A 20,825-nucleotide genomic window follows, 5' to 3' on the forward strand; every position below is an offset into this window, starting at 1 on the left:
ACGACCCCGGCTGTCGATGGGTCTGACCCGGTACTTAAGCCAGCTTGGCCGAATGCTCACGCGTCGCGTGGAAAGTCAGCTTCGGCCAGCGCTCTTCCGTCAGGCGCAGGTTCACGCCCGACGTGGCCAGGTAAGCCATGTTGCCGGCCGCATCGTAGGCCACATTGTGGCCCAGCGCATTTTCGAAATCCTGCAGGATGCGCTTGTCGTCGCAGCTGACCCAGCGGGCGCTGCTGATGCTGGTGCCCTCGAACACGGCGTCGACGCCATATTCGTTGAGCAAACGGCTGGCCACCACTTCGAACTGCAGCACGCCGACGGCGCCCAGTACCAGTTCGCCGCCCTGCACCGGCTTGAAGACTTGTACCGCACCCTCTTCGCCCAGCTGCTGCAAGCCCTTGTGCAACTGCTTGATTTTCAAGGGATTACGGATGCGCACCGAGCGGAAGAAGTCTGGCGCGAAGTACGGAATGCCGGTAAACGTCAGCATCTCGCCTTCGGAAAAACTGTCGCCGATCTGCATGTTGCCGTGGTTCGGCAAGCCGATGATGTCGCCCGCGTACGCTTCCTCCACCTGTTCGCGCGACGATGCCATGAAGGTCACCACGTTCGACACCTTGATTTCGCGCCCCAGGCGCAAATGCTTGACCTTCATGCCGCGCTCGAAACGTCCCGAGCACACGCGCAGGAAGGCGATGCGGTCGCGGTGAGCCGGGTCCATATTCGCCTGGATCTTGAAGACGAAACCGGTAAATGGCTGCTCGGACGGCGCCACCGAACGTACGGTGGCGTCGCGCTCGCGCGGCGCCGGCGCCCAGTCGACCAACGCCGAAAGAATTTCGCGCACGCCGAAGTTGTTGATGGCCGAACCGAAGAACACGGGGGTCTGCACGCCGGAGAGGAATTCTTCCAGGTTGAACGGGTTCGACGCGCCATGCACCAGTTCCACTTCCATGCGCAACTGGTCCATCTCCAGCGGGAACATCTCCTGCAGACGCGGGTTGTCGATGCCCTTGATGATTTCGAAGGCGCCGTCGGCCTTTTCTTCACCCGCCTTGAACAGCATGATCTCGTCGTTCAGCAGGTGGTACACGCCGCGGAAGTTCTTGCCCATGCCGATAGGCCAGGTGACGGGCGCGCACTGGATCTTCAGCACCGATTCGAGTTCGTCGAGCAGGTCCAGCGGATCGCGCGTCTCGCGGTCCATCTTGTTCATGAAGGTGACGATGGGCGTATTGCGCATGCGGCACACGGCCAGCAGCTTGATCGTCTGCGCTTCCACGCCCTTGGCCGCATCGATCACCATCAGCGCCGAGTCGACTGCCGTCAGCACGCGGTAGGTATCTTCCGAGAAGTCCTGGTGACCCGGGGTGTCGAGCAGGTTGACGACGTGGTCGCGGAATTCGAACTGCATCACCGAGGAGGCGACGGAAATGCCGCGCTGCTTCTCGATCTCCATCCAGTCCGACGTCGCGTGGCGGCCCGATTTACGTGCCTTGACGGTACCGGCCATCTGGATCGCGCCCGAGAACAGCAGCAGTTTTTCCGTCAGGGTGGTTTTACCCGCATCCGGGTGGGAAATGATGCCGAAGGTGCGGCGGCGCTGCACTTCGCGCGCGATCACGGCAGGCGCCTTGCTGCTGGCTGGCGCTGCGGCGTTGTCCGCATTGTCAGTGGAATCGGGGGTAGTGATGTCGTTCTCGTTGGCCATATTGGTGACCATAATATGGCCCTCGCAAAAAACCCTCGATTTTACAGAAGGATCGGCCTTCCGTGTGAACTGCTTCACTGTGGCGAACAGCAAAATCGTCCACTTCATCAAGAGGTCACAATCCGCAGGCAACATTGCGCTGCAGAAATGTTGTCACCCCACCCTGGAAACCCGATGAAAATGCTCCTCACTCCCGCCATCCGACTCATGCAGCGCCTGCGCCTGCTGCCCAAATTCATGCTTGTCTGCCTGGTCTTCCTGCTGCCGCTGGCGCTGGCGACCACCCTGCTGATCTCGGAGCTGGGAAAATCGCTGGCCCAGGCGCAGGATGCGCAGCGGGGCGTGGCGTATGTGCACCAGTTGCAGGAAGGCACACGCCTGCTGCAGCAGCGGCGCGGCCTCGAGCATCTGCGCCTGAGCGGCAAGGCGGGCATGGACAACACGGCCCTGAATGCGCGCATCACGGCCGCGCTGGCCGCCCTGGCGCGCTTGCCGGCGGGCGCCGGCCTGCCCCAGGCGGCCGAGCTGACGAAGCAGTGGCAAGCCCTGCTGGGCCGCCAGGCGGGCATCGCCGCGCGCGACAGCTACGCGGCGCACACGGCGCTGCTGCGCCAGGCGGCCAAACTGGGCCAGTTGGTGGCCGACCGCTCGCACCTGAGCCTGGATCCGGACGCGGGCGCCAACCACCTGAGCGCCGTGTTTACCGCCACCCTGCCCGACCTGGCCGATAGCCTGTCGGACATAGCCGGGCGCGGCGCCGCCTACATCGACACGGGCCTGTTCGAGGCGAATGAAGATCAACTCGTCAACGCCAACGCCCTGATCGCGCGCCACGAACTGGAACGCCTGCCGGCCCGCTTCGACGAAATCCTCGCCGCCAAGCCGGAACTGCGCGCCAGCCTGCAAGGGACCCTGAAAGCCGTGCCGGCTGCGCTGGCCTTCCTCGAACGCACCAAGAATGAAGTGACGAATTCCTACGACCAGACCTCGGGCGCGCAATTCCACGCGGCCGGCATGCAGGCGATCGATGCCCTGCACGCCCTGTCCGGCGTCTCGGCCAGCGCCCTGGACGGCTTGCTGGCGCAGCGCATCGCCCGCGACGAGGCGCGCCGCGCCCTGATCCTGGCGGCCATGCTGCTGGTGCTGCTGGCTGCCGCCTACCTGTGCGCGGGCTTTTATGCCGCGTTCGCGCGCGACGTGACGCAATTGCGCGTGGCCGTCGGCGCGGCGGCGGCGGGCGACTTGTCGCAGCGCATCACCTCGCAGGCGCACGACGAAATCGGCGACCTGGTGCGCGACTTCGGCGCCATGACGCATGGCCTGGCCACCCTGGTGCAGGAAATCCGGGGTGGCGCGGCCGTCATCGCGGCGGCTGGCGCCGATATCGCCCAGGGCAACGCCGCCCTGTCCGGCCACACGGCCACGCAGTCCGACGCGCTGGGTGCCACCGTGGACTCGATGCGCGAGCTGACGGCCACCGTGGGCCGCAACGAAGCCCACGTAGGACAGGGGCGCACTCTGGTGGCCACGGCCGCCGAAGTAGCCCTGCGCGGCGGCCAGAGCGTGGGCGCCGTGGTCGAGACCATGGCCTCGATCAAGGCCAGCTCGCACAAGATCGTCGACATCATCGGCGTCATCAACGGCATCGCCTTCCAGACCAACATCCTGGCCCTGAACGCAGCCGTCGAAGCGGCGCGCGCGGGTGAGCAGGGGCGCGGCTTTGCCGTCGTGGCGTCCGAGGTGCGCAGCCTGGCGCAGCGCTCCAGCGAGGCGGCGCAGCAAATCAAGCGCCTGATCGGCGATTCCGTGGCCACCGTGGATGCGGGAGGCGACCTGGTCAATGCGGCCGGCAGCACCATGCGCCAGGTCGTCGATGCGGTGCAGCAGGTGTCCGTAGTCATCGGGCGCATCAGCAGCGCCGGCGCCGAGCAGAATGGCGAGATCGCCCGCATCAACCAGGCACTGGCGCAAATCGACGACATGACGCGCCAGAATGCGGGCCTGGTCGACGAGGCGCGCGCCGGTTCGCAGCGCCTGCACCAGGAAGGCGAGGCGCTGACGCAGGCCGTCAGCCGCTTCCGCCTGGGAGAACACGAGGCGCCAACCCAGCGCCAGGCGGCCGCCGCCACCGTGCGCGACGGCTTGCCCAGCGTGCGTCCGGCCGGCCTGTGGAGCGCCAACAAGCCGCGCGTCATATCACAAAATCGCGCAGAACGGCGCAAGGCTAGCTAGTCAAAAGTGTGCGTGTAGGACAAGGACTACAATTTCGCCTCAAAAGAGACTACAAAGTGGCGACTGCTAATCTTATGTTCGCCACTTACATAAGCTTTTAAAGTAACGACATCGCGATCTGCACCGCGCGGTTGACAAAAATGCCGTTACGACATGCGTACGGCAGCTTTTTTTGACCAGCAACGCGGCAGTCGCACTCCGATGTAAAAAGCCTGTGAGGAATACTATGAGCCATACTCAACTTATCGCCCCGGTCCAGAAGAACCAGTTGCTGCCGCGCGCCATGCCGGCGGCCGGACGGGAAATCAAGCTTGCGTCGCGCGTTAGCCTCAGCAGTGCCCAACAGAATGAATTGCTGGCCGCCCTGCCGCGCGCCGCGCTCGAATCGCTGTTCGAAGACCTGGAACTGGTGGAACTGCCTTTCGGCAAGGAACTGTATGCCTACGGTAACAACCTGGAATACAGCTATTTCCCCACCACCGCCATCATTTCATTGCTGTATGTGATGGAAGATGGCGCCACGACGGAGATCGCCGTCGTCGGCCATGAAGGCGTGGCGGGTGCCTCGCTGCTGGCAGGCGAACGCGCCATGTGCACGGCTGTCGTGCAAAGCGCCGGCTACGGCTACCGCCTGAAAACGCAAAGCTTGCGCGATGCCTTCAATCAAGGCGGCGCCCTGCCCCAGTTACTGATGCGCTACACGAATGCCCTGTTTGCGCAAATGGCGCAGAACGCCGTCGGCGGGCGCCACAGCTCGATCGAGCAAAAGCTGTGCCGCTGGCTGCTGGACCGCCTGGACCGTTCACCATCGAACGAATTGAAAGTCACGCAAGAGCTGATCTCCATCATGCTGGGCGTGCGCCGCGAAAGCATCACGGCCGCCGCCGGCAAGCTGCAGGAAGAAGGCTTGATCCACTATCGCCGCGGCAATATCACGGTGCTGGACCGCGCCGGCCTGGAATGCTATGCGGGCGAGTGCTACAAGGTCGCCAAGACGGAATACGACCGTTTGCTGCGCGATGTTTCACGCTGCTGATCTGAGAGGATAGATAAAAAATGGCCGGGCTGCATGCCCGGCCATTTTTTTGCATCCAGAAACACTCACACGCTGGCGTCCTCGTCGATCTCTTCCGGCTCCGGCGTCAGCGGCAGCGGAATCACGGCTTCCACGCACGTCCCCTTGCCTTCCGGCCCTTGGCGCACGGTAAGGGTGCCACCCAGCAACAAGGCCCGTTCGCGCATGCCCAGCAAGCCATGCGACATGGGTTTTTGCAGGGCATCTTCCGTGATGCCGATACCGTCGTCGATGACGCGCAGCACCAGGCCGTGCTCGTTGCGTTTCAAGGTCACGCTGACCATGCCGGCGCGCGCGTATTTCAGGATATTCGTCAGCGACTCCTGCACGATGCGGAACAAGGCAATCGTCAGTGTGGCTTCGCGGTTGTCGATGTTGATGGCCACGTCCGTTTCGCAGCGCACCGAACTCATGCGTGCAAAATCCTCGCAATAGCTTTCAATGGCGGCGCACAGGCCCAGGTTGTCCAGCAGACTGGGACGTAAATCCTCGACGATGCGGCGCTTCAGTTCCACCGTTTCCAGCAAGGTTGCCTTGGCCCGCCGCAATTGCGCGGCCAGTTCCGGTTGCGCGTGCGCCAGTTGCTGCGTGACGGCGCCCAGGTCCATGCTGATCGAGGTCAAGTTGGCGCCCAGCTCATCGTGCAGTTCACGCGCCAGGCGCGCCTTTTCCACTTCATTGACGCTGATCAAATGGCGCGACAGCACGGATAACTGCTCGGTACGCTTGCTGACCGTCGATTCCAGGGTGTCGTTGGCATTTTGCAGCGCATACTCGACGGCCGCGCGGTTCTGGAAGCTGCGCCGCACCAGCTGGTAAAACATGATCAGCACGAGAATGGCCAGGGCATTGATGCCGATGCCGAGCAGCACGGCTTTCTGGTACTCATGGTAAAAGGCGGCGCTGCCGGACGACAGCGCTTCATTCTGCTCGCGCGTCATGATCACCACTTGCAGGCGGATCTCGTCCATGGTGGCGCGGTCATCGGTCACACGGGAAATGTTGACGATCTCGGCCAGTCCGCCCTGCTTGTAGACGTCGATCGATTGTTGCAGCATCGACATCTTGCGACGAATCAGGCTTTTCAGCTGGCCCAGGTTTTTCAGTTGGGTGGGACTGACCGCGAGCAAGGTTTGCAGCTCGTTGAATTCGTTCTCGATTTCAGTGGTAGCCGTCTTCGACGGTCCAAGATACGTTTCGGAGCCGGAAATGAAATAGCCGCGCAAGCTGCTTTCCGCATCGAGCACAAGCACGTTCAAATACTGCAGGCGGTCCGCCACGCGGGCGCTCTGGCTGAGCAAGGCGTTCGTGCCCTTCAGCGACTGCAGGTTATGATAGAGACTGAAACCATTGAGTACAAGCAGCAAGGCGCAAGTGACGCACAGGATCGTCTTGTACAGGGGCAGGCGGTGATTCGGGGCCGGTTCAGCGGTGAAATACATCCTGGTGTGCATCCTTAGCAAGGTTCGGCGCGGGAGAAAGCGCCGGCGCCGGCCAATTATAGTCCTCGCCACAAACTGCGGCACTGCACAAGTCGTGCTGGCCAGCTGGCTGAGCGATCATGTTTCCATGATCGCACCGCAGCGCTAGTCAAGCAAATTGTTTTTCATTGCGTAATAGGTCAAGTCGCTGTTCGATTGCAAGCCCATTTTTTCCATGATGCGCGTACGGTAAGTACTCACCGTCTTGATGCTCAGCGACAAGGCCACGCCGATATCGGACACGGTGGCGCCGCGCGCCAGGCGCAGGAAGACCTGGAACTCGCGGTCCGACAATTCCGTATGCAAAGCGGCATTCGTATCGCGGTCGAACGACTGCGCCAGCAACTCGCCCACGGTGGAGCTGACATAGCGGCGCCCTTGGAACACGGTGCGCACGGCCGTCATCAGCTCGTCGGCTTCGCATTCCTTGTTCAGATAACCATTCGCGCCCATCTTGAACAAGTTCAGCGCGTACTGCTGCGCGGGATAGCCGCTGAGTATCAGCACGGGCAATTCCGGCTGTCCCTGGCGGATCGTGCGCAAGGTATCGATGCCGCTCTGGTCGGGCATGGCTATATCGAGCAGCAACACATCGCAAATTTCGCGGCGGGCGATATCGAGCGCTTCGCGCCCGGTACCGGCTTCCGCCACCACACTGAAATCGCTTGACGACGAAAAAATCTGTTTGAATCCAGCTCGTACTATTTGGTGATCATCACAAATGGCAACGCGTATCATTGTTTCCCCTTAAATTTTCCTGGCCTGGGAAAGACTACCGGAACCTAAACGCTGCTCCAGCTTAGCGTCACTAACAAAAACGCAACATTAACATTATATTCAAATATGGCCTGCCATACGTTACCGGCTGAGCCAAGGCGAAGCGCCCATGCAGTATAGTCAAGCGGTATCGGACAACCCCACCTATATTGGTACAAATCTTATTTTAGCAAGTTTAAAATCGCAATTAATTCATTGCGTATCCACGCGCGGTCCAGCGGCGCTTCCTGCGGCACCACGGGCATGGCCGGCAGCACAGGCAGCTCGTCGAGGATGGCATGCGATGCTCCACGGCTATCGAGCTTGTTGCGCGCGCCGCTGATGGTAAAGCCCTGTTCATACAGCAATTCGCGGATACGGCGTATCAGCAGCACCTCATGGTGCTGATAATAACGGCGGTTGCCACGTCGTTTGACCGGCTTGAGCTGGGAAAACTCCTGCTCCCAGTAGCGCAACACGTGCGGTTTGACGCCGCACAACTCGCTCACCTCGCCGATCGTGAAATAGCGTTTCGCCGGAATGGGCGGCAAGGCGATCAACTCGGTTTTACTGATGCGCTCGTTCATCGCCACTCACTCAGGCAGCACGTGCCAGCGGACTGGTCTCTTCGACCATGCTTTTCAGCTTCTGGCTCGCATGAAAGGTCACGACACGGCGCGCCGTGATGGGAATCTCTTCGCCCGTCTTCGGATTGCGGCCCGGCCGTTGCGGCTTGTCGCGCAACTGGAAATTGCCGAAACCGGACAGCTTGACGGCCTCGCCACGCTCGAGTGCATTGCGGATCTCGTCGAAAAAGGTCTCGACCATATCCTTCGCTTCGCGCTTGTTCAGGCCCACTTGCTCGAACAACAGTTCGGCCAGTTCCGCCTTGGTCAAGGTGGGTAAATCTTTTTCCGCTTCCTGGCGCACTTTGGCAACCAGCATGGCCCGATGCAAATCTGCGGCCAGTGCGGACTGCAGTACGGCGGAATCAACGTCGCTGTTATTAATTTTCCTGCCCTGCCTTTTCTGTGCGCCCGAGCCCGCCACATGGCAAGCTCGTCTACGGTTGACGACGGAAAGGCCGTCACGCAAGGCGACGGCCAGTCCGGCAATTACGAACGCAGTTTCGCGTCGTGGCCCTGCTTGGCCGCATCGATCAGGACAGCCATCAGGCCATCGACGACATCGTCTTGCAGGGTGTTTTGAGTATCTTGCAAGCTAATCCGGAAAGCAAGGCTTTTTTCATCCGCTTCCAGACCTTTTCCACGATATTCATCAAATAAAACAATGGCTTGCACGATACGCGCTGCCGGGCTAGCCTTCGCGGCGGCATGGAAGCTGTCGAGCAGATCCTGCACGGCCACCGATTGTTTGACGACAACAGCCAGATCGCGGCTGGCGCCAGGGAATTTCGAGATTTCCTGGTACACGGGTACGACTCGTTGCGTCAAGGCAGCGGCGTCCACTTCGAACAGCACGGGCGCCAGCGGCAAGTCGTACTTCTGCATCCAGCGCGGGTGCAATTCGCCGATGAAACCGATGACCTTGCCATCGAGTTCCACGTTGGCCGAACGGCCAGGATGCAGGGCCGGATGTTCCGCCTTGGTGAAACGCAAGACCAGTGGCGCGAACAGCGCTTCCAGGTCCGCCTTCACGTCAAAGAAGTCGACCGTGCGTGTAGCCTGGCCCCATTGCTCCTCAGCCACCGCGCCGTAGGCCATGGCGGCCACGCGTTTTGGCTGGGCGTAGCCAGCCACCGACAAGGGGCCGTTGTACACGCTGTCGTCGCGCTGATAGATGGCGCCCACTTCGAAGATGCGCACGCGGTTCGTCTTGCGGTTCAGGTTGTAGCGTACATTGGCGATCAGGCTGCCGATCAGCGAGGAACGCATCACGCTCATCTGGCTGGCGATCGGATTCTGCAATTTGATCGGATTGGTGTTGCCCGAGAAATCGCGCTCCCATGCCGTATCGACAAAACTCATGTTAACCACTTCCTGGAAGCCCAGGTCGGCCAGTTCATGACGTACCGCAAACAACGAGCGGGTATTTTCTGGTGCAATCTGCATCACGTTCGCGGCCACGGGCGGCAAGGTCGGGATGTTTTCAAAGCCGTACACGCGCGCCACTTCCTCGATCAGGTCTTCCTCGATCTCGATGTCGAAACGGTAGCTGGGCGAGGTCACGGAAAACACGCCGTCCGCCAGGGTGAATGGCAGGGCCAGGCGCGTGAAGATATCGGCGATCAGCTCGTCGTTGAGCGGCACGCCGATGACCTTTTGCGCGCGCGCCGTGCGCATCGATACGGGCTGGCGTTGCGGCAAGTTCACCACGTGGTCGTCGACAGGACCGACGGTGGTGGCCGGCGTGCCGCAGATTTCCACGATCAGGGCCGTGATGCGCTCGATGTGCTCGACGTTGGTGGCGAAATCAACGCCGCGCTCGAAGCGGTGCGCCGCATCGGTCGAGAAATTCAAGCGGCGCGCGCGGCCTTGAATGGCGTTCGGCCACCAGAAGGCCGCTTCCAGATAAATGCTGTCCGTATCGTCCGACACCGAGCTGGCGTCGCCGCCCATGATGCCGGCCAGCGATTCGATTTCCTGCTCATCGGCAATGACGCCGATCCACTCGTCGACGGCGATGGTGTTGCCATTCAACAGCTTCACGGATTCGCCCGCCTTGCCCCAACGCACGTCGAGGCTGCCGTGGATCTTTGCCAGGTCAAACACGTGGCTGGGACGGCCCAGTTCCAGCATGACATAGTTGGAAATATCGACCAGGGCCGACAGCGGACGCTGGCCGCTGCGCTCGAGGCGCTGCTTCATCCAGTCCGGCGTGGCGGCACGGGCGTTCAAGCCGCGGATGACGCGGCCCGTGAAACGGCCGCACAGATCTGGCGCGCTGACTTTCACGGGCAAGATTTCATCGCTGGAAACAGGCACGGTGCGGAACTGCGGCACAGTCAGGGGCACGCCCGTCAAGGCCGACACTTCGCGCGCCACGCCCAGCACGGACAGGCAGTCCGCCTTGTTCGGCGTCAACTTGATGGTGAATTTCAAGTCGTTGAGCGCGAAATAATCGCGGAAATTCTGGCCGATTGGCGCATCGTCCGGCAATTCCATCAAGCCGGCGTTTTCTTCCGACAATTTCAATTCGCGCGCGGAGCACAGCATGCCTTGCGACTCGACGCCGCGCAGCTGGCCCACCTTGATTTCAAACGGCTTGCCATCGGCGCCAGGCGGCAGCGCGGCGCCCGCCATGGCGCAAACGACTTTCAAGCCCGGGCGCACATTCGGCGCGCCGCAAACGATGTTGAGCATGGTGCCCGTGCCGACATCGACCTGGCAAACATTCAGGCGGTCCGCATTCGGATGTTTTTCCATCTCCAGGACCAGGCCTACCACCACGTTCGAGAACGGCGGGGCGACAGGATCGACGTCCTCGACTTCGAGACCGGACATGGTCAGCAGATGGGCCAGTTCGTCCGAAGTCATCTTCGGATCGACCATGGTACGGAGCCAGTTTTCGGAAAATTGCATAATCAAGCCTTCAAAGGGTCAAAGCTCACAGCGCGAGCGCACAGGCGCTCCAGCGCCATGAATCAAACGGAACAACGCTTAGTTGAATTGCTTCAAGAAACGCAAGTCGCCTTCATAGAAGAGACGCAGGTCGTTGATGCCGTAGCGCAGCATCGTCAAGCGTTCCAGGCCGGAGCCGAAAGCAAAACCGATGAATTTCTCGGGATCGAGGCCGAAGTTCTTCACCACGGTCGGATGCACCTGGCCGGCGCCCGACACTTCCAGCCAGCGGCCTTTCAAAGGACCCGAGCCAAAGGCGATGTCGATCTCGGCCGACGGTTCCGTGAACGGGAAGTACGATGGACGGAAGCGCACTTGCAAATCATCCGTCTCGAAGAAGGCCTTGACGAAGTTCAGGTAGACGCCCTTCAGGTCGGCAAAGCTGATGTCTTCGGCGATCCACAGGCCTTCGACCTGGTGGAACATCGGCGAATGGGTGGCGTCGCTGTCGACGCGGTAAGTGCGGCCCGGCGCAATGACCTTGATCGGCGGCGTATGCGTGCGCGCATAGCGCACCTGCATCGGGCTCGTGTGTGTGCGCAGCAACAAGGGCTTGCCATCGGTGTCGTTGCCATCGATGTAGAAGGTATCGTGCATGGAGCGGGCTGGATGGTTATCCGGGCTGTTGAGCGCCGTGAAGTTGGTCCAGTCGTTTTCGATTTCGGGGCCGTCGGCCACGTCGAAGCCGATCGAGCGGAAGATTTCCTCGACCCGCTCCCACGTACGCGTCACGGGATGGATGCCGCCGGGCATGCGGCCACGGCCTGGCAGAGTCACGTCGATCGCTTCGGCGTTCAGACGGCCTTGCATCTGGGCATCGGCCAGTGCATCACGACGCACCGTCAGCGCGTCCTCGATCTGCACTTTGACGGCGTTGATCAGGGCGCCCTGCGCCTTGCGCGCGTCCGGGTCCAGCTTGCCCAGGCCCTTCATCATTTCAGTAATCTGGCCAGTCTTGCCCAGGTAGCGGGCTTTGGCGTTTTCAAGTGCGGCAGCGTCTGCGGCGGCGATAAAGTCAGCCTGGGCCGAGACGACGAGTTCTTCTAGGGAGTTCATGCGGCTTTTCCTGTTTTGGACATCAATTCTGGACTCAGTTATCTAAAATCCAACAATCAAAAACGGAAACGGGGCATAAGGTTCACACCCCTGCCCCGCTCTTTATGACGTCACCCTACGGATGACGTTGTGCAATCACCGATGCTTACGCAGCGATTTTTGCTTTAACTGCGTTGACAATCGCAGCGAATGCTGGCTTGTCCATCACAGCCATATCGGCCAGGACTTTACGGTCCAGTTCGATATTTGCTTTTTTCAAGCCGTTCATGAATACGCTGTACGTTACGCCATGCTCACGGGAAGCGGCGTTGATACGGGCGATCCACAGGCGGCGGAAAACGCGTTTCTTGTTGCGGCGATCGCGGTAAGCGTATTGGCCAGCGCGCATAACTGCTTGCTTGGCAACACGGTATACACGGCTGCGGCGACCACGGTAGCCTTTAGCTTGTACAAGAATCTTTTTATGACGGGCACGAGCTGTAACCCCACGTTTTACTCTAGGCATAGTAACTCCTTATATTGAGTGTGAGATTAAGCAGTCGGCATCATGCGGTAGACGGATTTCACGTCAGACGCAGCGACATTGGTGGTACCGCGCAGAGCGCGTTTCAGCTTGGTGGTTTTCTTGGTCAAGATGTGGCGTTTGAACGCATGACCACATTTAACAGTACCACCCGGACGCACGCGAAAACGTTTTTTCGCAGAGCTTTTGGTCTTCATTTTAGGCATAGCAATCTGTCCTCTTACGGACAGCTCCATTTATAGCAGGATTGCAGGTGGCAACACGACGCTGCGCTTAGATGCCTGCTTTCACATGCTGTGCAGCGGATGCGAGTCCGCTACAGTTCGCGCGGCCCGGACATTGCTGAGCGGGCCGCGCAAATTCTGCCTGGAATCGTGTGTCGCACCAGTACTGGCACGAAGCACATCGATCCACAGTAAAACGCTATTGTAGCTTACTTCTTCTTCTTAGGCGAAAGAACCATGATCATCTGGCGACCTTCCATCTTCGGAAATTGCTCGACCTGGCCGTACGGCTCCAGATCAGCTTTCAGACGTTCCAGCATACGGAAGCCAATATCCTGATGCGCCATCTCACGACCGCGGAAACGCAGCGTGATTTTGGTTTTATCACCTTCATCGAGGAACTTGATGAGATTACGCAACTTGATATTGTAGTCACCATCATCAGTCCCCGGACGGAATTTGACTTCCTTCACGAGGATGATCTTTTGCTTCAATTTGGCTTCGTGAGCTTTCTTTTGCTCCGAATACTTAAATTTGCCGTAGTCCATCAAACGGCACACCGGAGGCTGCGCGGTAGGCGCAATTTCCACCAGGTCGACGTTTGCCTCTTCCGCCAGGCGGAAGGCTTCAGCCAAACTTACGATACCGAGTGGCTCGTTATCGACCCCGCTTAAACGCATTTCAGGGGCAGTGATTTCGCCATTGATGCGATGTGACTTGTCAGTAGCTATTGTAATTTCCTTTAAAAATCTTGTAAGACGGTCGTGCTGCGAGTTTCCTCGTCAGGCCTTGGCGTCGACTTCAAGTTTGAGTCGCTCTATCAGGGCATCGACAGACATGACGCCCAGATCGATATTGCCCCGCGCCCGCACGGCCACTGTGTTCGCATCCCGCTCTTTGTCGCCAATTACTAAGATGTAAGGCAATTTTTGTACGGAATGTTCACGTATTTTATAGGTAATCTTCTCGTTACGCAAATCAGCCTGTACGCGCAGCCCCGCTTTGCGCAGTTTTGTTGTAACTTCCTGTACATAGTCGGCTTGAGCATCGGAAATATTCAACACCGACACTTGCACCGGCGACAACCACAGCGGCATGGCGCCCGCATAGTGTTCGATCAGGATACCGATAAAACGTTCCAGCGAACCGACGATCGCGCGGTGCAGCATGATGGGCACCTGGCGCGTATTGTCCACAGCTACGTATTCGGCACCCAAACGGCCCGGCATCGACGGGTCGATCTGCACGGTGCCCACCTGCCATGCGCGGCCCAGACTATCCTTCAGGTGGTATTCGATCTTCGGACCGTAGAAGGCGCCCTCGCCCGGCAATTCCGTCCACTCCACGCCACAGGCGCGCAGGGCCGAACGCAACGATTCCTCGGCGAAATCCCACGACTCTTCCGTGCCGATGCGGTTGTCCGGGCGCAAAGCCAGCTTCACATCGATGTTCGTAAAGCCGAACGCCGTATACACATCCATCGCCTGCTGGTGGAACGCCGTCACTTCGCCGGCGATCTGCTCTTCCAGGCAGAAGATGTGACCGTCATCCTGCGTAAAGCCGCGCACGCGCATCATGCCGTGCAAGGCACCCGACGGCTCATTGCGGTGGCATTGGCCGAACTCGCCGTAGCGCAATGGCAGGTCGCGGTAGCTGCGCATGCCGTTGTTGAAAATCTGGATATGGCCAGGGCAATTCATCGGCTTCAGCGCATAGGCGCGATTTTCCGATTCCGTGATGAACATGTTTTCACGGTAATTGTCCCAGTGACCGGTTTTTTCCCACAGGCCACGATCGAGAATCTGCGGCGCCTTGACTTCCTGATAGCCATTGACCTGGTACACATTGCGCATGTATTGCTCGACTTGCTGCCAGATCGACCAGCCTTTCGGGTGCCAGAAGATCAGGCCCGGCGCTTCTTCCTGGAAATGGAAGAAATCGAGCTGCTTGCCCAACTTGCGGTGATCGCGCTTTTCCGCCTCTTCCAGGTTGTGCAGGTACAGCTCCTGATCTTCCTTCTTGGCCCAAGCCGTGCCATAGATACGCTGCAGCATCTCGTTTTTCGAGTCGCCGCGCCAGTAGGCGCCGGCCAGCTTCATCAGCTTGAATACTTTCAGCTTGCCCGTCGATGGCACGTGGGGGCCGCGACACAAGTCCGTAAACTTGCCCTCGGAATACAGCGACACTTCCTGGTCGGCAGGGATCGAGCCGATCAGTTCAGCCTTGTAGGCTTCGCCGATACCCTTGAAGTATTCGATCGCCTCATCGCGGGCAACAACCTTGCGTGTGACTTGCTCGTCCTTCTTGGCCAGCTCCGCCATTTTCTTTTCGATCGCCGTCAAATCTTCCGGCGTGAACGGACGCTTGTAGGCGAAGTCATAGTAAAAGCCGTTGTCGATCACGGGACCGATGGTCACCTGGGCATCCGGGAACAATTCCTTGACGGCATACGCCAGCAAGTGAGCCGTCGAGTGGCGAATCACTTCCAGGCCGTCGGCATCCTTGTCCGTGACAATCGCCAGTTCCGCGTCTTGCTCGATCAAATAGGAGGTATCGACCAGTTTGCCGTCGACCTTGCCGGCCAGGGCAGCCTTGGCCAGGCCGGTACCAATATTGGCCGCAACCTGGGCCACGGTGACCGGGCCGTCAAATTGACGGGCGGAACCATCGGGAAGTCGGATTGTAAGCATATTGATCTCCATATCGGCGCTGGCGCCAGGTAAAACTGCGGTGTGATGGGTGAAATAACTGAAAGGAAAACGCAGACGCAAAAAAACGCGGACTAGCCGCGTTTTTCACTTTCTTGAGACAAAGGAAACCCGTTCGACTAGCGTCACTCCCAAAGCTTGGTAGTAGTTCGCGGTGTCATAACCGGTTTTACCTTTCTCTCTCACTGCATTCTGGTGGGCGGTGAGGAATTCGAATCCCCGACCCCTTGGATGTCGACCAAGTATTCTAACCAGCTGAACTAACCGCCCGTAAAACTTTTGTTGATCATTGCATTTCAAATGACCGCTTGCGGCTTGCGCCAGCTTAAAACTATCTACTGCCAAATTCTGGTGGGCGGTGAGGAATTCGAATCCCCGACCCCTTGGATGTCGACCAAGTATTCTAACCAGCTGAACTAACCGCCCCGAAGACCAGCATTATAGAGAGGCTTTCCCAGAATGACAAGGGCTGTTTTACAGGAAACTTTAATCTGTTTTTGATCCGCGTCCCGGGCGTCAGCCCCCTTTATATAGAGAGGGCCCGGGGCACGCGGAATGCCGCTAGAATCGCGGCATGAACTCCACTATATTTGCCTGGCTGAAAACCCTGAGCCGCATCTGCGGTTTTGAAACGGCCGACTCCTTCCCGCCCGGCCACCCGTATGCGCGCACGCGCTGGGAAGCCGCGTACTTCGATATCGCCTCCGACGTGAAGCCCGACGAGATCGAACGGCGCCTCTGCGCGGCCATTAGCAACACACCGAGTGTCTTCGCCTACATCACCAATCCCACGCCGCGCATGCAGCGCGCGCTGCTGAACGTGATCCACGACCGGCTGCGGCGCCAGCCCGGCGCGGGCGCCACGGACCTGGTCTTGTTATTGATCAATGCCTACGCCAGCGACCACATCACGGAAGCCGTGCCCGGCCTGCGCACCCTGATCTTCAATACCGAACATGAAGATACGAATCTGCGCGTGCATGCCATCCTGGAATTACTCGTCGGAACGCCACGTGGACTCGACGTGATCGATATGTAATTTGCTCCTGCGTACTTGTCTGACAGATGCGCCACGTCAATTTCGTCGTAGCAGCTTCCTGTACATTCCAAGAACAATGATGCCTGTCTACAACACCGACAGCACGCCATTTGAAATGACCATCAGACCAGGAGAGGCAATGAAGAAACTTTCAACCAAGATCGCCATGTGGCTGCAATGCGCCCTCTTGATTGGCGCCACGGCGGGTCCAGGCGTAGCCGGCGCAGAAGATGTGCAGGCACCTGCGAGCCAGCGTATCGAAGAGGCATTGCCGCAAGATTGCAGCACTGAATCACACACACTCGTCAAGACGCGCGCCGACAGCGGTGATACGCAGGCTCAGCACTTGATGGGTATGAAGGCCTACCTCGGCGCTTGCGAGGACCGTGACCTCGACACCGCGGTGTTCTACCTATCAAAATCCGCGGCGAAATTTTTCCCGCCATCCATGTTCCACCTTGCCACCGTCTTGCAGCTCCGCGGAGGTGCGCGCGACGCAGACTTGCTGCAATTATTTCGCGGCGCTGCGGAACGGGGATTTGCAAAGGCAGAGATGAACGTCCTCCTTTACTACGTAGACAAAAAGTCCAAGGTTTACGATATTGCCGAGGCCTATGCATGGCACTCTTTTTGCGCGCCACATGACACCTTTTGCGATTGGCCACAAATCAATGAGGCACTATCTCACATGAGCAAAAGCGATAAAGAAAAGGGAGAAATACTCAAGGCCAGGTTGTTTGAAAAAATGAAATCCGTTAAAAGATTCGACGATATATTTTGCTGTGCTGGCACGAGGGCTGGCTTCAGCTCGGGCTTTGGCTGGCGTTAAACAGGCATGTGCAGCCTCAGCAAAGTCCACTACGGGAAACGCCGTACCTCAGCGGTGATTAGCCGGCACATAGCGCGCCCGCAAGCGCATGAACGGCGTTTCCACCAATGCATATAACAGCCAACCCGTGGCGATGCTGACAGCAATACTGACCAGTATCGCCGGCGCACCGTCCGGCCCGTAGCCAAAGTCTTGCAAAAAGGGACGCAGCAGAATGCACAGCTGCTTGTGCAGTAAATAGATCGCATACGACCACAAGGCCAGGCTGGCCGCGCCCGGCACGCGCAGTGTATAGAGTGCGCTGGCGGGACTCAGCGCGGCGATCAGCAATAAGGTAAAACTGGCTGCCAGGGCCGGATAGCCGAACACCGTCACCCAATAGCCATAGTGATCGGTGAGAAATACGTAAAACATCAGCGCCGTGCCAGCCATTCCCGCCAGCAAGGTGCGGTTGCCGTAGGAGGTGAGGCGCGTCCAGGCGGCAGGATGATAGTTTTTCAGCAGCGCCAGCGCCACGCCCGCCACCAGCTCGTCGAAGCGGCACCAGGATGCGTAATAAATATACTTGTAATAACCGAGCCCGCCGCGCGGCACTTGCACATATTCATCCCACAGATGCGCGCGCACCAGCATGCCGACGATCAAGCTGGCGGCCACGGCCAGCCAGGCCCACAGCAGCGACTTGCGGCAGGCGGCGATCACCAAGGCCACGGCCGGCAGCAGCACATAGAATTGCTCTTCCACGCACAAGGACCAGGCATGCGAAAACGCCGTACCCGGCGTCAGATTGATGTTTTGCGTAAAGGTCAGGAATTTCCACAGGGGCAGCAGCGCACTATCGCCGCGAAACGCGGGCCACAGATAGTACAAGGCCAGCACGGCATAAAAACTGGGCAAGGTGCGCAGGAAGCGTCGCGCATAGAAACGCGGCAAGGAAAAGCCGTGTTCGCTGCGCAAGGCCGCAAAGATCTGGTTGCCTATCAGATAGCCACTGAGGGCAAAGAACAGGTCCACGCCGACCCAGCCGATTTCGCCCCCGAAACCAAACGCCCCGCCCTCGCTGACGAACAGCAAATAATGGTTCATGAAGACGAGCACGATGGCCAGCGCGCGCAAGGTGTCGAGGCCAGGCAGGCGCGAGGAAGATGAAGATGACGACATGGATATCAGCAAGGAAAAACAACGGTGGCGCCGATCATGCCACGCCGCACGTTGCCACGGCCAACTTTTTGCAAGCGTCCACGGCGAATCCCGCTAAAATATGCCGACCCCGCTTTCCCTTCCCGCAACAGCATAGGATATGTCCAGCATGAGCAGCGCACTCCACTTCAAGTCCATCAACTACACGGGCCAGGGCAAGGGCCCGCGCCTGATCGTCACTGGCGCCGTGCACGGCAATGAAACCTGCGGCACCAAGGGCATCGGCCGCGTGATGGCTGAACTCGACAGCGGCGCCCTCTCCATCGTGGCCGGCAGCGTCACTTTCGTGCCCATCACCAACCCGCTGGCCTACGCCAAGGGCGTGCGCAGCGGCGACCGCAACCTGAACCGCAACCTGTTCCCGAACGACCATCCGCAAGATTTCGAAGACCGCATCGCCAACTGGCTGTGTCCACTGTTGGGCCAGCACGACGTGCTGCTCGACTTGCACTCGTTCAATGCCGACAGCCAGCCCTTCGTCATGGTGGGGCCGCGCAACAACGATGGCCCGCTGCAACCGTTCCAACACGAGGCCAAGGAACGCGCACTGGCGCGCCGCCTGGGCGTGCGCCGCTTCGTCGATGGCTGGTTGCATGCGTATGGCCAGGGCGTGCAGCGCCGCCTGGGTAATAGCGATCAGGTGGGCCTGGTCTTGCGCTATGGCGTCGGCACGACGGAGTACATGCGCTCGACGGGTGGTTATGCCTTGACCCTGGAATGCGGCCAGCATGCGGACCCGGCCGCACCGGATGTCGCTTACCGCGCCATCATGAACACCTTGGCTTTCTTGGGTTTCATCGACGCGCCGCAACCGGAAGCCATCGCCGACGCCGACATGGAAGCGCTGAACATGGTCGTCGTGCACGACAAGCTCGATGCGGGCGACCGCTTCATCAAGACCTGGTCCAGCTTTGACAAGGTCAAACAAGGTGAACAGATTGGCGTGCGCGCAGACGGCACGCCCGTGACGGCCGAATTCGACGCCTACATCCTCTTCCCTGACGTTAACGCGCAAGCCAATGCCGAGTGGTATTACCTGGCAAGAGTTGCCGCCAGTTTCTGATTAATGCCCCACTGACTTGGAGAAAAGGTTAATCACCAGCACGCCGGCAATGATCAGCCCCAGGCCGATCAAGGCTGGCGTATCCAGACTTTGCTTGAACCAGAACCAGCCCACGGCGGAAATGAGCACGATGCCCACGCCCGACCAAATGGCATACACGATGCCGGTAGGAATGACCTTCAAGGTCAGGGACAAGCACCAGAAGGCGACGCTATAGCCGACCACGGTGATGATGCTGGGCCACAAGCGGCTGAAGCCATCCGATGCCTTCAAGGTGCTGGTGGCGATGACTTCGGCGATGATGGCGATGGCCAGGTAGAAATACGTCATGGCGAGACTCATGCTGGCCTCCTTTATTGTGGGCTGAGCAGTTTCAAACCCAGGATGCCCGAGACGATCAGGGCGATGCAGGCAATGCGGGCGGCGCTGGCCGGTTCGCCCAGCACCATGATGCCAAAGATGGCCGTGCCGACGGTGCCGATGCCCGTCCAGATGGCGTACGCCGTGCCCAGCGGTAAGGTGCGCAAGGCCAGGCCCAGCATCACCACGCTGCCCAGCATGGAAATGGCCGTCAGCACGGAGGGCACGAAGCGGGTAAAGCCGGCGCTGTATTTGAGGCCGATGGCCCAGCCTATTTCCAGCAAGCCCGCCAATACCAGAATGATCCACGCCATCTACTTCTCCCGAGGCGGCAGGGTCGTCCCCGCCATGCAGCCCCGTCATCGAGCGGGGTCGTCCCCACAGGAGCAAAAGGAAAAGTATACCATTGGGTAAAGACTCTTGCCGCCAGCACATTTTCCTGGCGCGGCCGCTCCCATCAAATATTGCCAAAAAACATGCCGGTGGCAGCATAATTGGCGCACCTATTCACTCTCGGGAACAATGATGCAGCTTCTGGCCCAAATCCTTACCGCCCTCATCCTGCTGCTGCACGTCTACATCGTGCTGCTGGAAACCGTGCTGTTCGATACGCGCGGGCGCAAGGTGTTTGGCCTGTCCAAGGAAAAAGCGGAGATCGTGCGTCCCGCCATGTCGAATCAGGGTTGCTACAACGGTTTTCTCGTCGCCGCGCTGGCGCTGGGCTTTTTTCACCCGGACGCGGCCATCGCCCATGCATTTACCGTGTTCGGCCTGGCCTGCATCGCCGTGGCCGGCGTGTGGGGTGCGGCGACCGTCATGACGCGCATCCTCTACCTGCAAACCGTGCCCGCCGTCATCGCCCTGCTGCTGTTCCACTTCGATTGATACCCGCCGGGGCGGCCAGCCAGCCGCCCTATCGCGCTGCGTACTGCCTGCGCATACCCCATATGGGTGATGTTTCCAAAAAGCATGCCCGATACAATTCCT

At 59.4% G+C, this 20,825-nt stretch carries 20 protein-coding genes and 2 tRNA genes; 6 read left to right on the plus strand and 16 right to left on the minus strand.

The annotated features are described in order from the left end of the window. Positions 1-34 precede the first annotated feature (34 nt). The gene (locus tag ACQ4WS_RS02900) at positions 35-1,711 is read right to left on the minus strand and encodes a peptide chain release factor 3 (protein ID WP_436473636.1); all 1,677 of its coding nucleotides are present in this window, start codon (positions 1,709-1,711) and stop codon (positions 35-37) included. Positions 1,712-1,885: 174 nt separating this feature from the next. Here ACQ4WS_RS02900 and ACQ4WS_RS02905 point away from each other — a divergent pair, with 174 nt between their 5' ends. Together ACQ4WS_RS02905 and ACQ4WS_RS02910 are read left to right on the plus strand one after the other, a co-directional pair. Further along, complete coding sequence (locus ACQ4WS_RS02905; protein ID WP_436473502.1) at positions 1,886-3,943, plus strand: methyl-accepting chemotaxis protein; 2,058 nt, start codon at positions 1,886-1,888, stop codon at positions 3,941-3,943. A 226-nt stretch (positions 3,944-4,169) separates the two neighbouring features. Continuing rightward, entirely contained in the window at positions 4,170-4,979 is an 810-nt protein-coding gene (locus tag ACQ4WS_RS02910; protein ID WP_034783188.1) for a Crp/Fnr family transcriptional regulator, read from the plus strand. A gap of 65 nt (positions 4,980-5,044) precedes the next feature. Here the strand turns inward: ACQ4WS_RS02910 and ACQ4WS_RS02915 are convergent, their stop codons facing one another. The 12 genes from ACQ4WS_RS02915 to ACQ4WS_RS02970 all read right to left on the minus strand — a co-directional run bounded on the left by ACQ4WS_RS02915 (position 5,045) and on the right by ACQ4WS_RS02970 (position 15,773). Then, positions 5,045-6,460: a sensor histidine kinase gene (locus tag ACQ4WS_RS02915; RefSeq protein ID WP_436473505.1), complete on the minus strand. Its 1,416-nt coding sequence runs from the start codon at positions 6,458-6,460 to the stop codon at positions 5,045-5,047. 144 nt (positions 6,461-6,604) lie between these two features. Continuing rightward, a complete protein-coding gene (locus tag ACQ4WS_RS02920; protein WP_034783185.1) occupies positions 6,605-7,237 on the minus strand; it encodes a response regulator in 633 nt (210 codons plus the stop codon). A gap of 200 nt (positions 7,238-7,437) precedes the next feature. Continuing rightward, positions 7,438-7,842 carry a MerR family transcriptional regulator gene (locus tag ACQ4WS_RS02925; RefSeq protein ID WP_436473507.1) on the minus strand — a complete coding sequence of 135 codons (405 nt, stop codon included), beginning with the start codon at positions 7,840-7,842 and terminating at the stop codon, positions 7,438-7,440. Positions 7,843-7,852: 10 nt separating this feature from the next. Next, positions 7,853-8,200: an integration host factor subunit alpha gene (locus ACQ4WS_RS02930; RefSeq protein WP_010399205.1), complete on the minus strand. Its 348-nt coding sequence runs from the start codon at positions 8,198-8,200 to the stop codon at positions 7,853-7,855. 170 nt (positions 8,201-8,370) lie between these two features. Continuing rightward, the gene (pheT, locus tag ACQ4WS_RS02935; protein ID WP_436473509.1) at positions 8,371-10,797 is read right to left on the minus strand and encodes a phenylalanine--tRNA ligase subunit beta; all 2,427 of its coding nucleotides are present in this window, start codon (positions 10,795-10,797) and stop codon (positions 8,371-8,373) included. Between the two features lie 78 nt (positions 10,798-10,875). Then, positions 10,876-11,892, minus strand: coding sequence for a phenylalanine--tRNA ligase subunit alpha (gene pheS, locus ACQ4WS_RS02940; RefSeq protein ID WP_436473511.1), 1,017 nt, complete (start codon positions 11,890-11,892; stop codon positions 10,876-10,878). Positions 11,893-12,037: 145 nt separating this feature from the next. After that, positions 12,038-12,397, minus strand: coding sequence for a 50S ribosomal protein L20 (gene rplT / locus ACQ4WS_RS02945; RefSeq protein ID WP_010399214.1), 360 nt, complete (start codon positions 12,395-12,397; stop codon positions 12,038-12,040). 26 nt (positions 12,398-12,423) lie between these two features. Continuing rightward, entirely contained in the window at positions 12,424-12,621 is a 198-nt protein-coding gene (rpmI, locus tag ACQ4WS_RS02950; protein WP_010399216.1) for a 50S ribosomal protein L35, read from the minus strand. Between the two features lie 227 nt (positions 12,622-12,848). After that, positions 12,849-13,376 (minus strand): translation initiation factor IF-3, encoded by a 528-nt coding sequence (infC, locus tag ACQ4WS_RS02955; protein ID WP_436473638.1) that lies wholly within the window; start codon positions 13,374-13,376, stop codon positions 12,849-12,851. Positions 13,377-13,421: 45 nt separating this feature from the next. Continuing rightward, positions 13,422-15,329 carry a threonine--tRNA ligase gene (gene thrS, locus ACQ4WS_RS02960; protein ID WP_436473514.1) on the minus strand — a complete coding sequence of 636 codons (1,908 nt, stop codon included), beginning with the start codon at positions 15,327-15,329 and terminating at the stop codon, positions 13,422-13,424. A gap of 211 nt (positions 15,330-15,540) precedes the next feature. After that, positions 15,541-15,617, minus strand: a tRNA-Val gene (locus tag ACQ4WS_RS02965). A 79-nt stretch (positions 15,618-15,696) separates the two neighbouring features. Next, positions 15,697-15,773: transfer RNA gene (locus ACQ4WS_RS02970), tRNA-Val, on the minus strand. Between the two features lie 148 nt (positions 15,774-15,921). On the opposite strand from ACQ4WS_RS02970, the gene ACQ4WS_RS02975 reads away from it, so the two are divergent. Then, complete coding sequence (locus tag ACQ4WS_RS02975; protein WP_436473516.1) at positions 15,922-16,386, plus strand: hypothetical protein; 465 nt, start codon at positions 15,922-15,924, stop codon at positions 16,384-16,386. A gap of 139 nt (positions 16,387-16,525) precedes the next feature. Beyond that, positions 16,526-17,215 carry a tetratricopeptide repeat protein gene (locus ACQ4WS_RS02980; RefSeq protein WP_436473517.1) on the plus strand — a complete coding sequence of 230 codons (690 nt, stop codon included), beginning with the start codon at positions 16,526-16,528 and terminating at the stop codon, positions 17,213-17,215. A gap of 48 nt (positions 17,216-17,263) precedes the next feature. On the opposite strand, the gene ACQ4WS_RS02985 is transcribed toward ACQ4WS_RS02980, so the two are convergent. Further along, positions 17,264-18,376, minus strand: a complete 1,113-nt coding sequence (locus ACQ4WS_RS02985) for an acyltransferase family protein (RefSeq protein ID WP_436473519.1) — start codon at positions 18,374-18,376, stop codon at positions 17,264-17,266. Positions 18,377-18,515: 139 nt separating this feature from the next. On the opposite strand from ACQ4WS_RS02985, the gene ACQ4WS_RS02990 reads away from it, so the two are divergent. Then, a complete protein-coding gene (locus ACQ4WS_RS02990; protein ID WP_436473521.1) occupies positions 18,516-19,478 on the plus strand; it encodes a M14 family metallopeptidase in 963 nt (320 codons plus the stop codon). Here the strand turns inward: ACQ4WS_RS02990 and ACQ4WS_RS02995 are convergent, their stop codons facing one another. Both ACQ4WS_RS02995 and sugE read right to left on the minus strand, forming a co-directional pair. Then, complete coding sequence (locus tag ACQ4WS_RS02995) at positions 19,479-19,808, minus strand: SMR family transporter (RefSeq protein ID WP_436473640.1); 330 nt, start codon at positions 19,806-19,808, stop codon at positions 19,479-19,481. Positions 19,809-19,831: 23 nt separating this feature from the next. Next, positions 19,832-20,152, minus strand: coding sequence for a quaternary ammonium compound efflux SMR transporter SugE (gene sugE, locus ACQ4WS_RS03000; RefSeq protein ID WP_436473523.1), 321 nt, complete (start codon positions 20,150-20,152; stop codon positions 19,832-19,834). Between the two features lie 208 nt (positions 20,153-20,360). On the opposite strand from sugE, the gene ACQ4WS_RS03005 reads away from it, so the two are divergent. Further along, on the plus strand, positions 20,361-20,723 hold the full coding sequence (locus tag ACQ4WS_RS03005) for a DUF1304 domain-containing protein (RefSeq protein WP_436473525.1): 363 nt from the start codon (positions 20,361-20,363) through the stop codon (positions 20,721-20,723). Positions 20,724-20,825: the final 102 nt, after the last annotated feature.

This window comes from Janthinobacterium leeuwenhoeki (assembly GCF_051380795.1).
GTDB lineage: Bacteria > Pseudomonadota > Gammaproteobacteria > Burkholderiales > Burkholderiaceae_D > Janthinobacterium.

What these genes read in the sequence shown, in the direction of transcription:
- ACQ4WS_RS02900 (WP_436473636.1), bottom strand. Translation starts at nt 1,711, where the DNA reads ATGGCCAACGAGAACGACATCACTACCCCCGATTCCACTGACAATGCG.
- ACQ4WS_RS02905 (WP_436473502.1), top strand. Translation starts at nt 1,886, where the DNA reads ATGAAAATGCTCCTCACTCCCGCCATCCGACTCATGCAGCGCCTGCGC.
- ACQ4WS_RS02910 (WP_034783188.1), top strand. Translation starts at nt 4,170, where the DNA reads ATGAGCCATACTCAACTTATCGCCCCGGTCCAGAAGAACCAGTTGCTG.
- ACQ4WS_RS02915 (WP_436473505.1), bottom strand. Translation starts at nt 6,460, where the DNA reads ATGTATTTCACCGCTGAACCGGCCCCGAATCACCGCCTGCCCCTGTAC.
- ACQ4WS_RS02920 (WP_034783185.1), bottom strand. Translation starts at nt 7,237, where the DNA reads ATGATACGCGTTGCCATTTGTGATGATCACCAAATAGTACGAGCTGGA.
- ACQ4WS_RS02925 (WP_436473507.1), bottom strand. Translation starts at nt 7,842, where the DNA reads ATGAACGAGCGCATCAGTAAAACCGAGTTGATCGCCTTGCCGCCCATT.
- ACQ4WS_RS02930 (WP_010399205.1), bottom strand. Translation starts at nt 8,200, where the DNA reads ATGCTGGTTGCCAAAGTGCGCCAGGAAGCGGAAAAAGATTTACCCACC.
- pheT (WP_436473509.1), bottom strand. Translation starts at nt 10,797, where the DNA reads ATGCAATTTTCCGAAAACTGGCTCCGTACCATGGTCGATCCGAAGATG.
- pheS (WP_436473511.1), bottom strand. Translation starts at nt 11,892, where the DNA reads ATGAACTCCCTAGAAGAACTCGTCGTCTCGGCCCAGGCTGACTTTATC.
- rplT (WP_010399214.1), bottom strand. Translation starts at nt 12,397, where the DNA reads ATGCCTAGAGTAAAACGTGGGGTTACAGCTCGTGCCCGTCATAAAAAG.
- rpmI (WP_010399216.1), bottom strand. Translation starts at nt 12,621, where the DNA reads ATGCCTAAAATGAAGACCAAAAGCTCTGCGAAAAAACGTTTTCGCGTG.
- thrS (WP_436473514.1), bottom strand. Translation starts at nt 15,329, where the DNA reads ATGCTTACAATCCGACTTCCCGATGGTTCCGCCCGTCAATTTGACGGC.
- ACQ4WS_RS02975 (WP_436473516.1), top strand. Translation starts at nt 15,922, where the DNA reads ATGAACTCCACTATATTTGCCTGGCTGAAAACCCTGAGCCGCATCTGC.
- ACQ4WS_RS02980 (WP_436473517.1), top strand. Translation starts at nt 16,526, where the DNA reads ATGAAGAAACTTTCAACCAAGATCGCCATGTGGCTGCAATGCGCCCTC.
- ACQ4WS_RS02985 (WP_436473519.1), bottom strand. Translation starts at nt 18,376, where the DNA reads ATGTCGTCATCTTCATCTTCCTCGCGCCTGCCTGGCCTCGACACCTTG.
- ACQ4WS_RS02990 (WP_436473521.1), top strand. Translation starts at nt 18,516, where the DNA reads ATGTCCAGCATGAGCAGCGCACTCCACTTCAAGTCCATCAACTACACG.
- ACQ4WS_RS02995 (WP_436473640.1), bottom strand. Translation starts at nt 19,808, where the DNA reads ATGACGTATTTCTACCTGGCCATCGCCATCATCGCCGAAGTCATCGCC.
- sugE (WP_436473523.1), bottom strand. Translation starts at nt 20,152, where the DNA reads ATGGCGTGGATCATTCTGGTATTGGCGGGCTTGCTGGAAATAGGCTGG.
- ACQ4WS_RS03005 (WP_436473525.1), top strand. Translation starts at nt 20,361, where the DNA reads ATGATGCAGCTTCTGGCCCAAATCCTTACCGCCCTCATCCTGCTGCTG.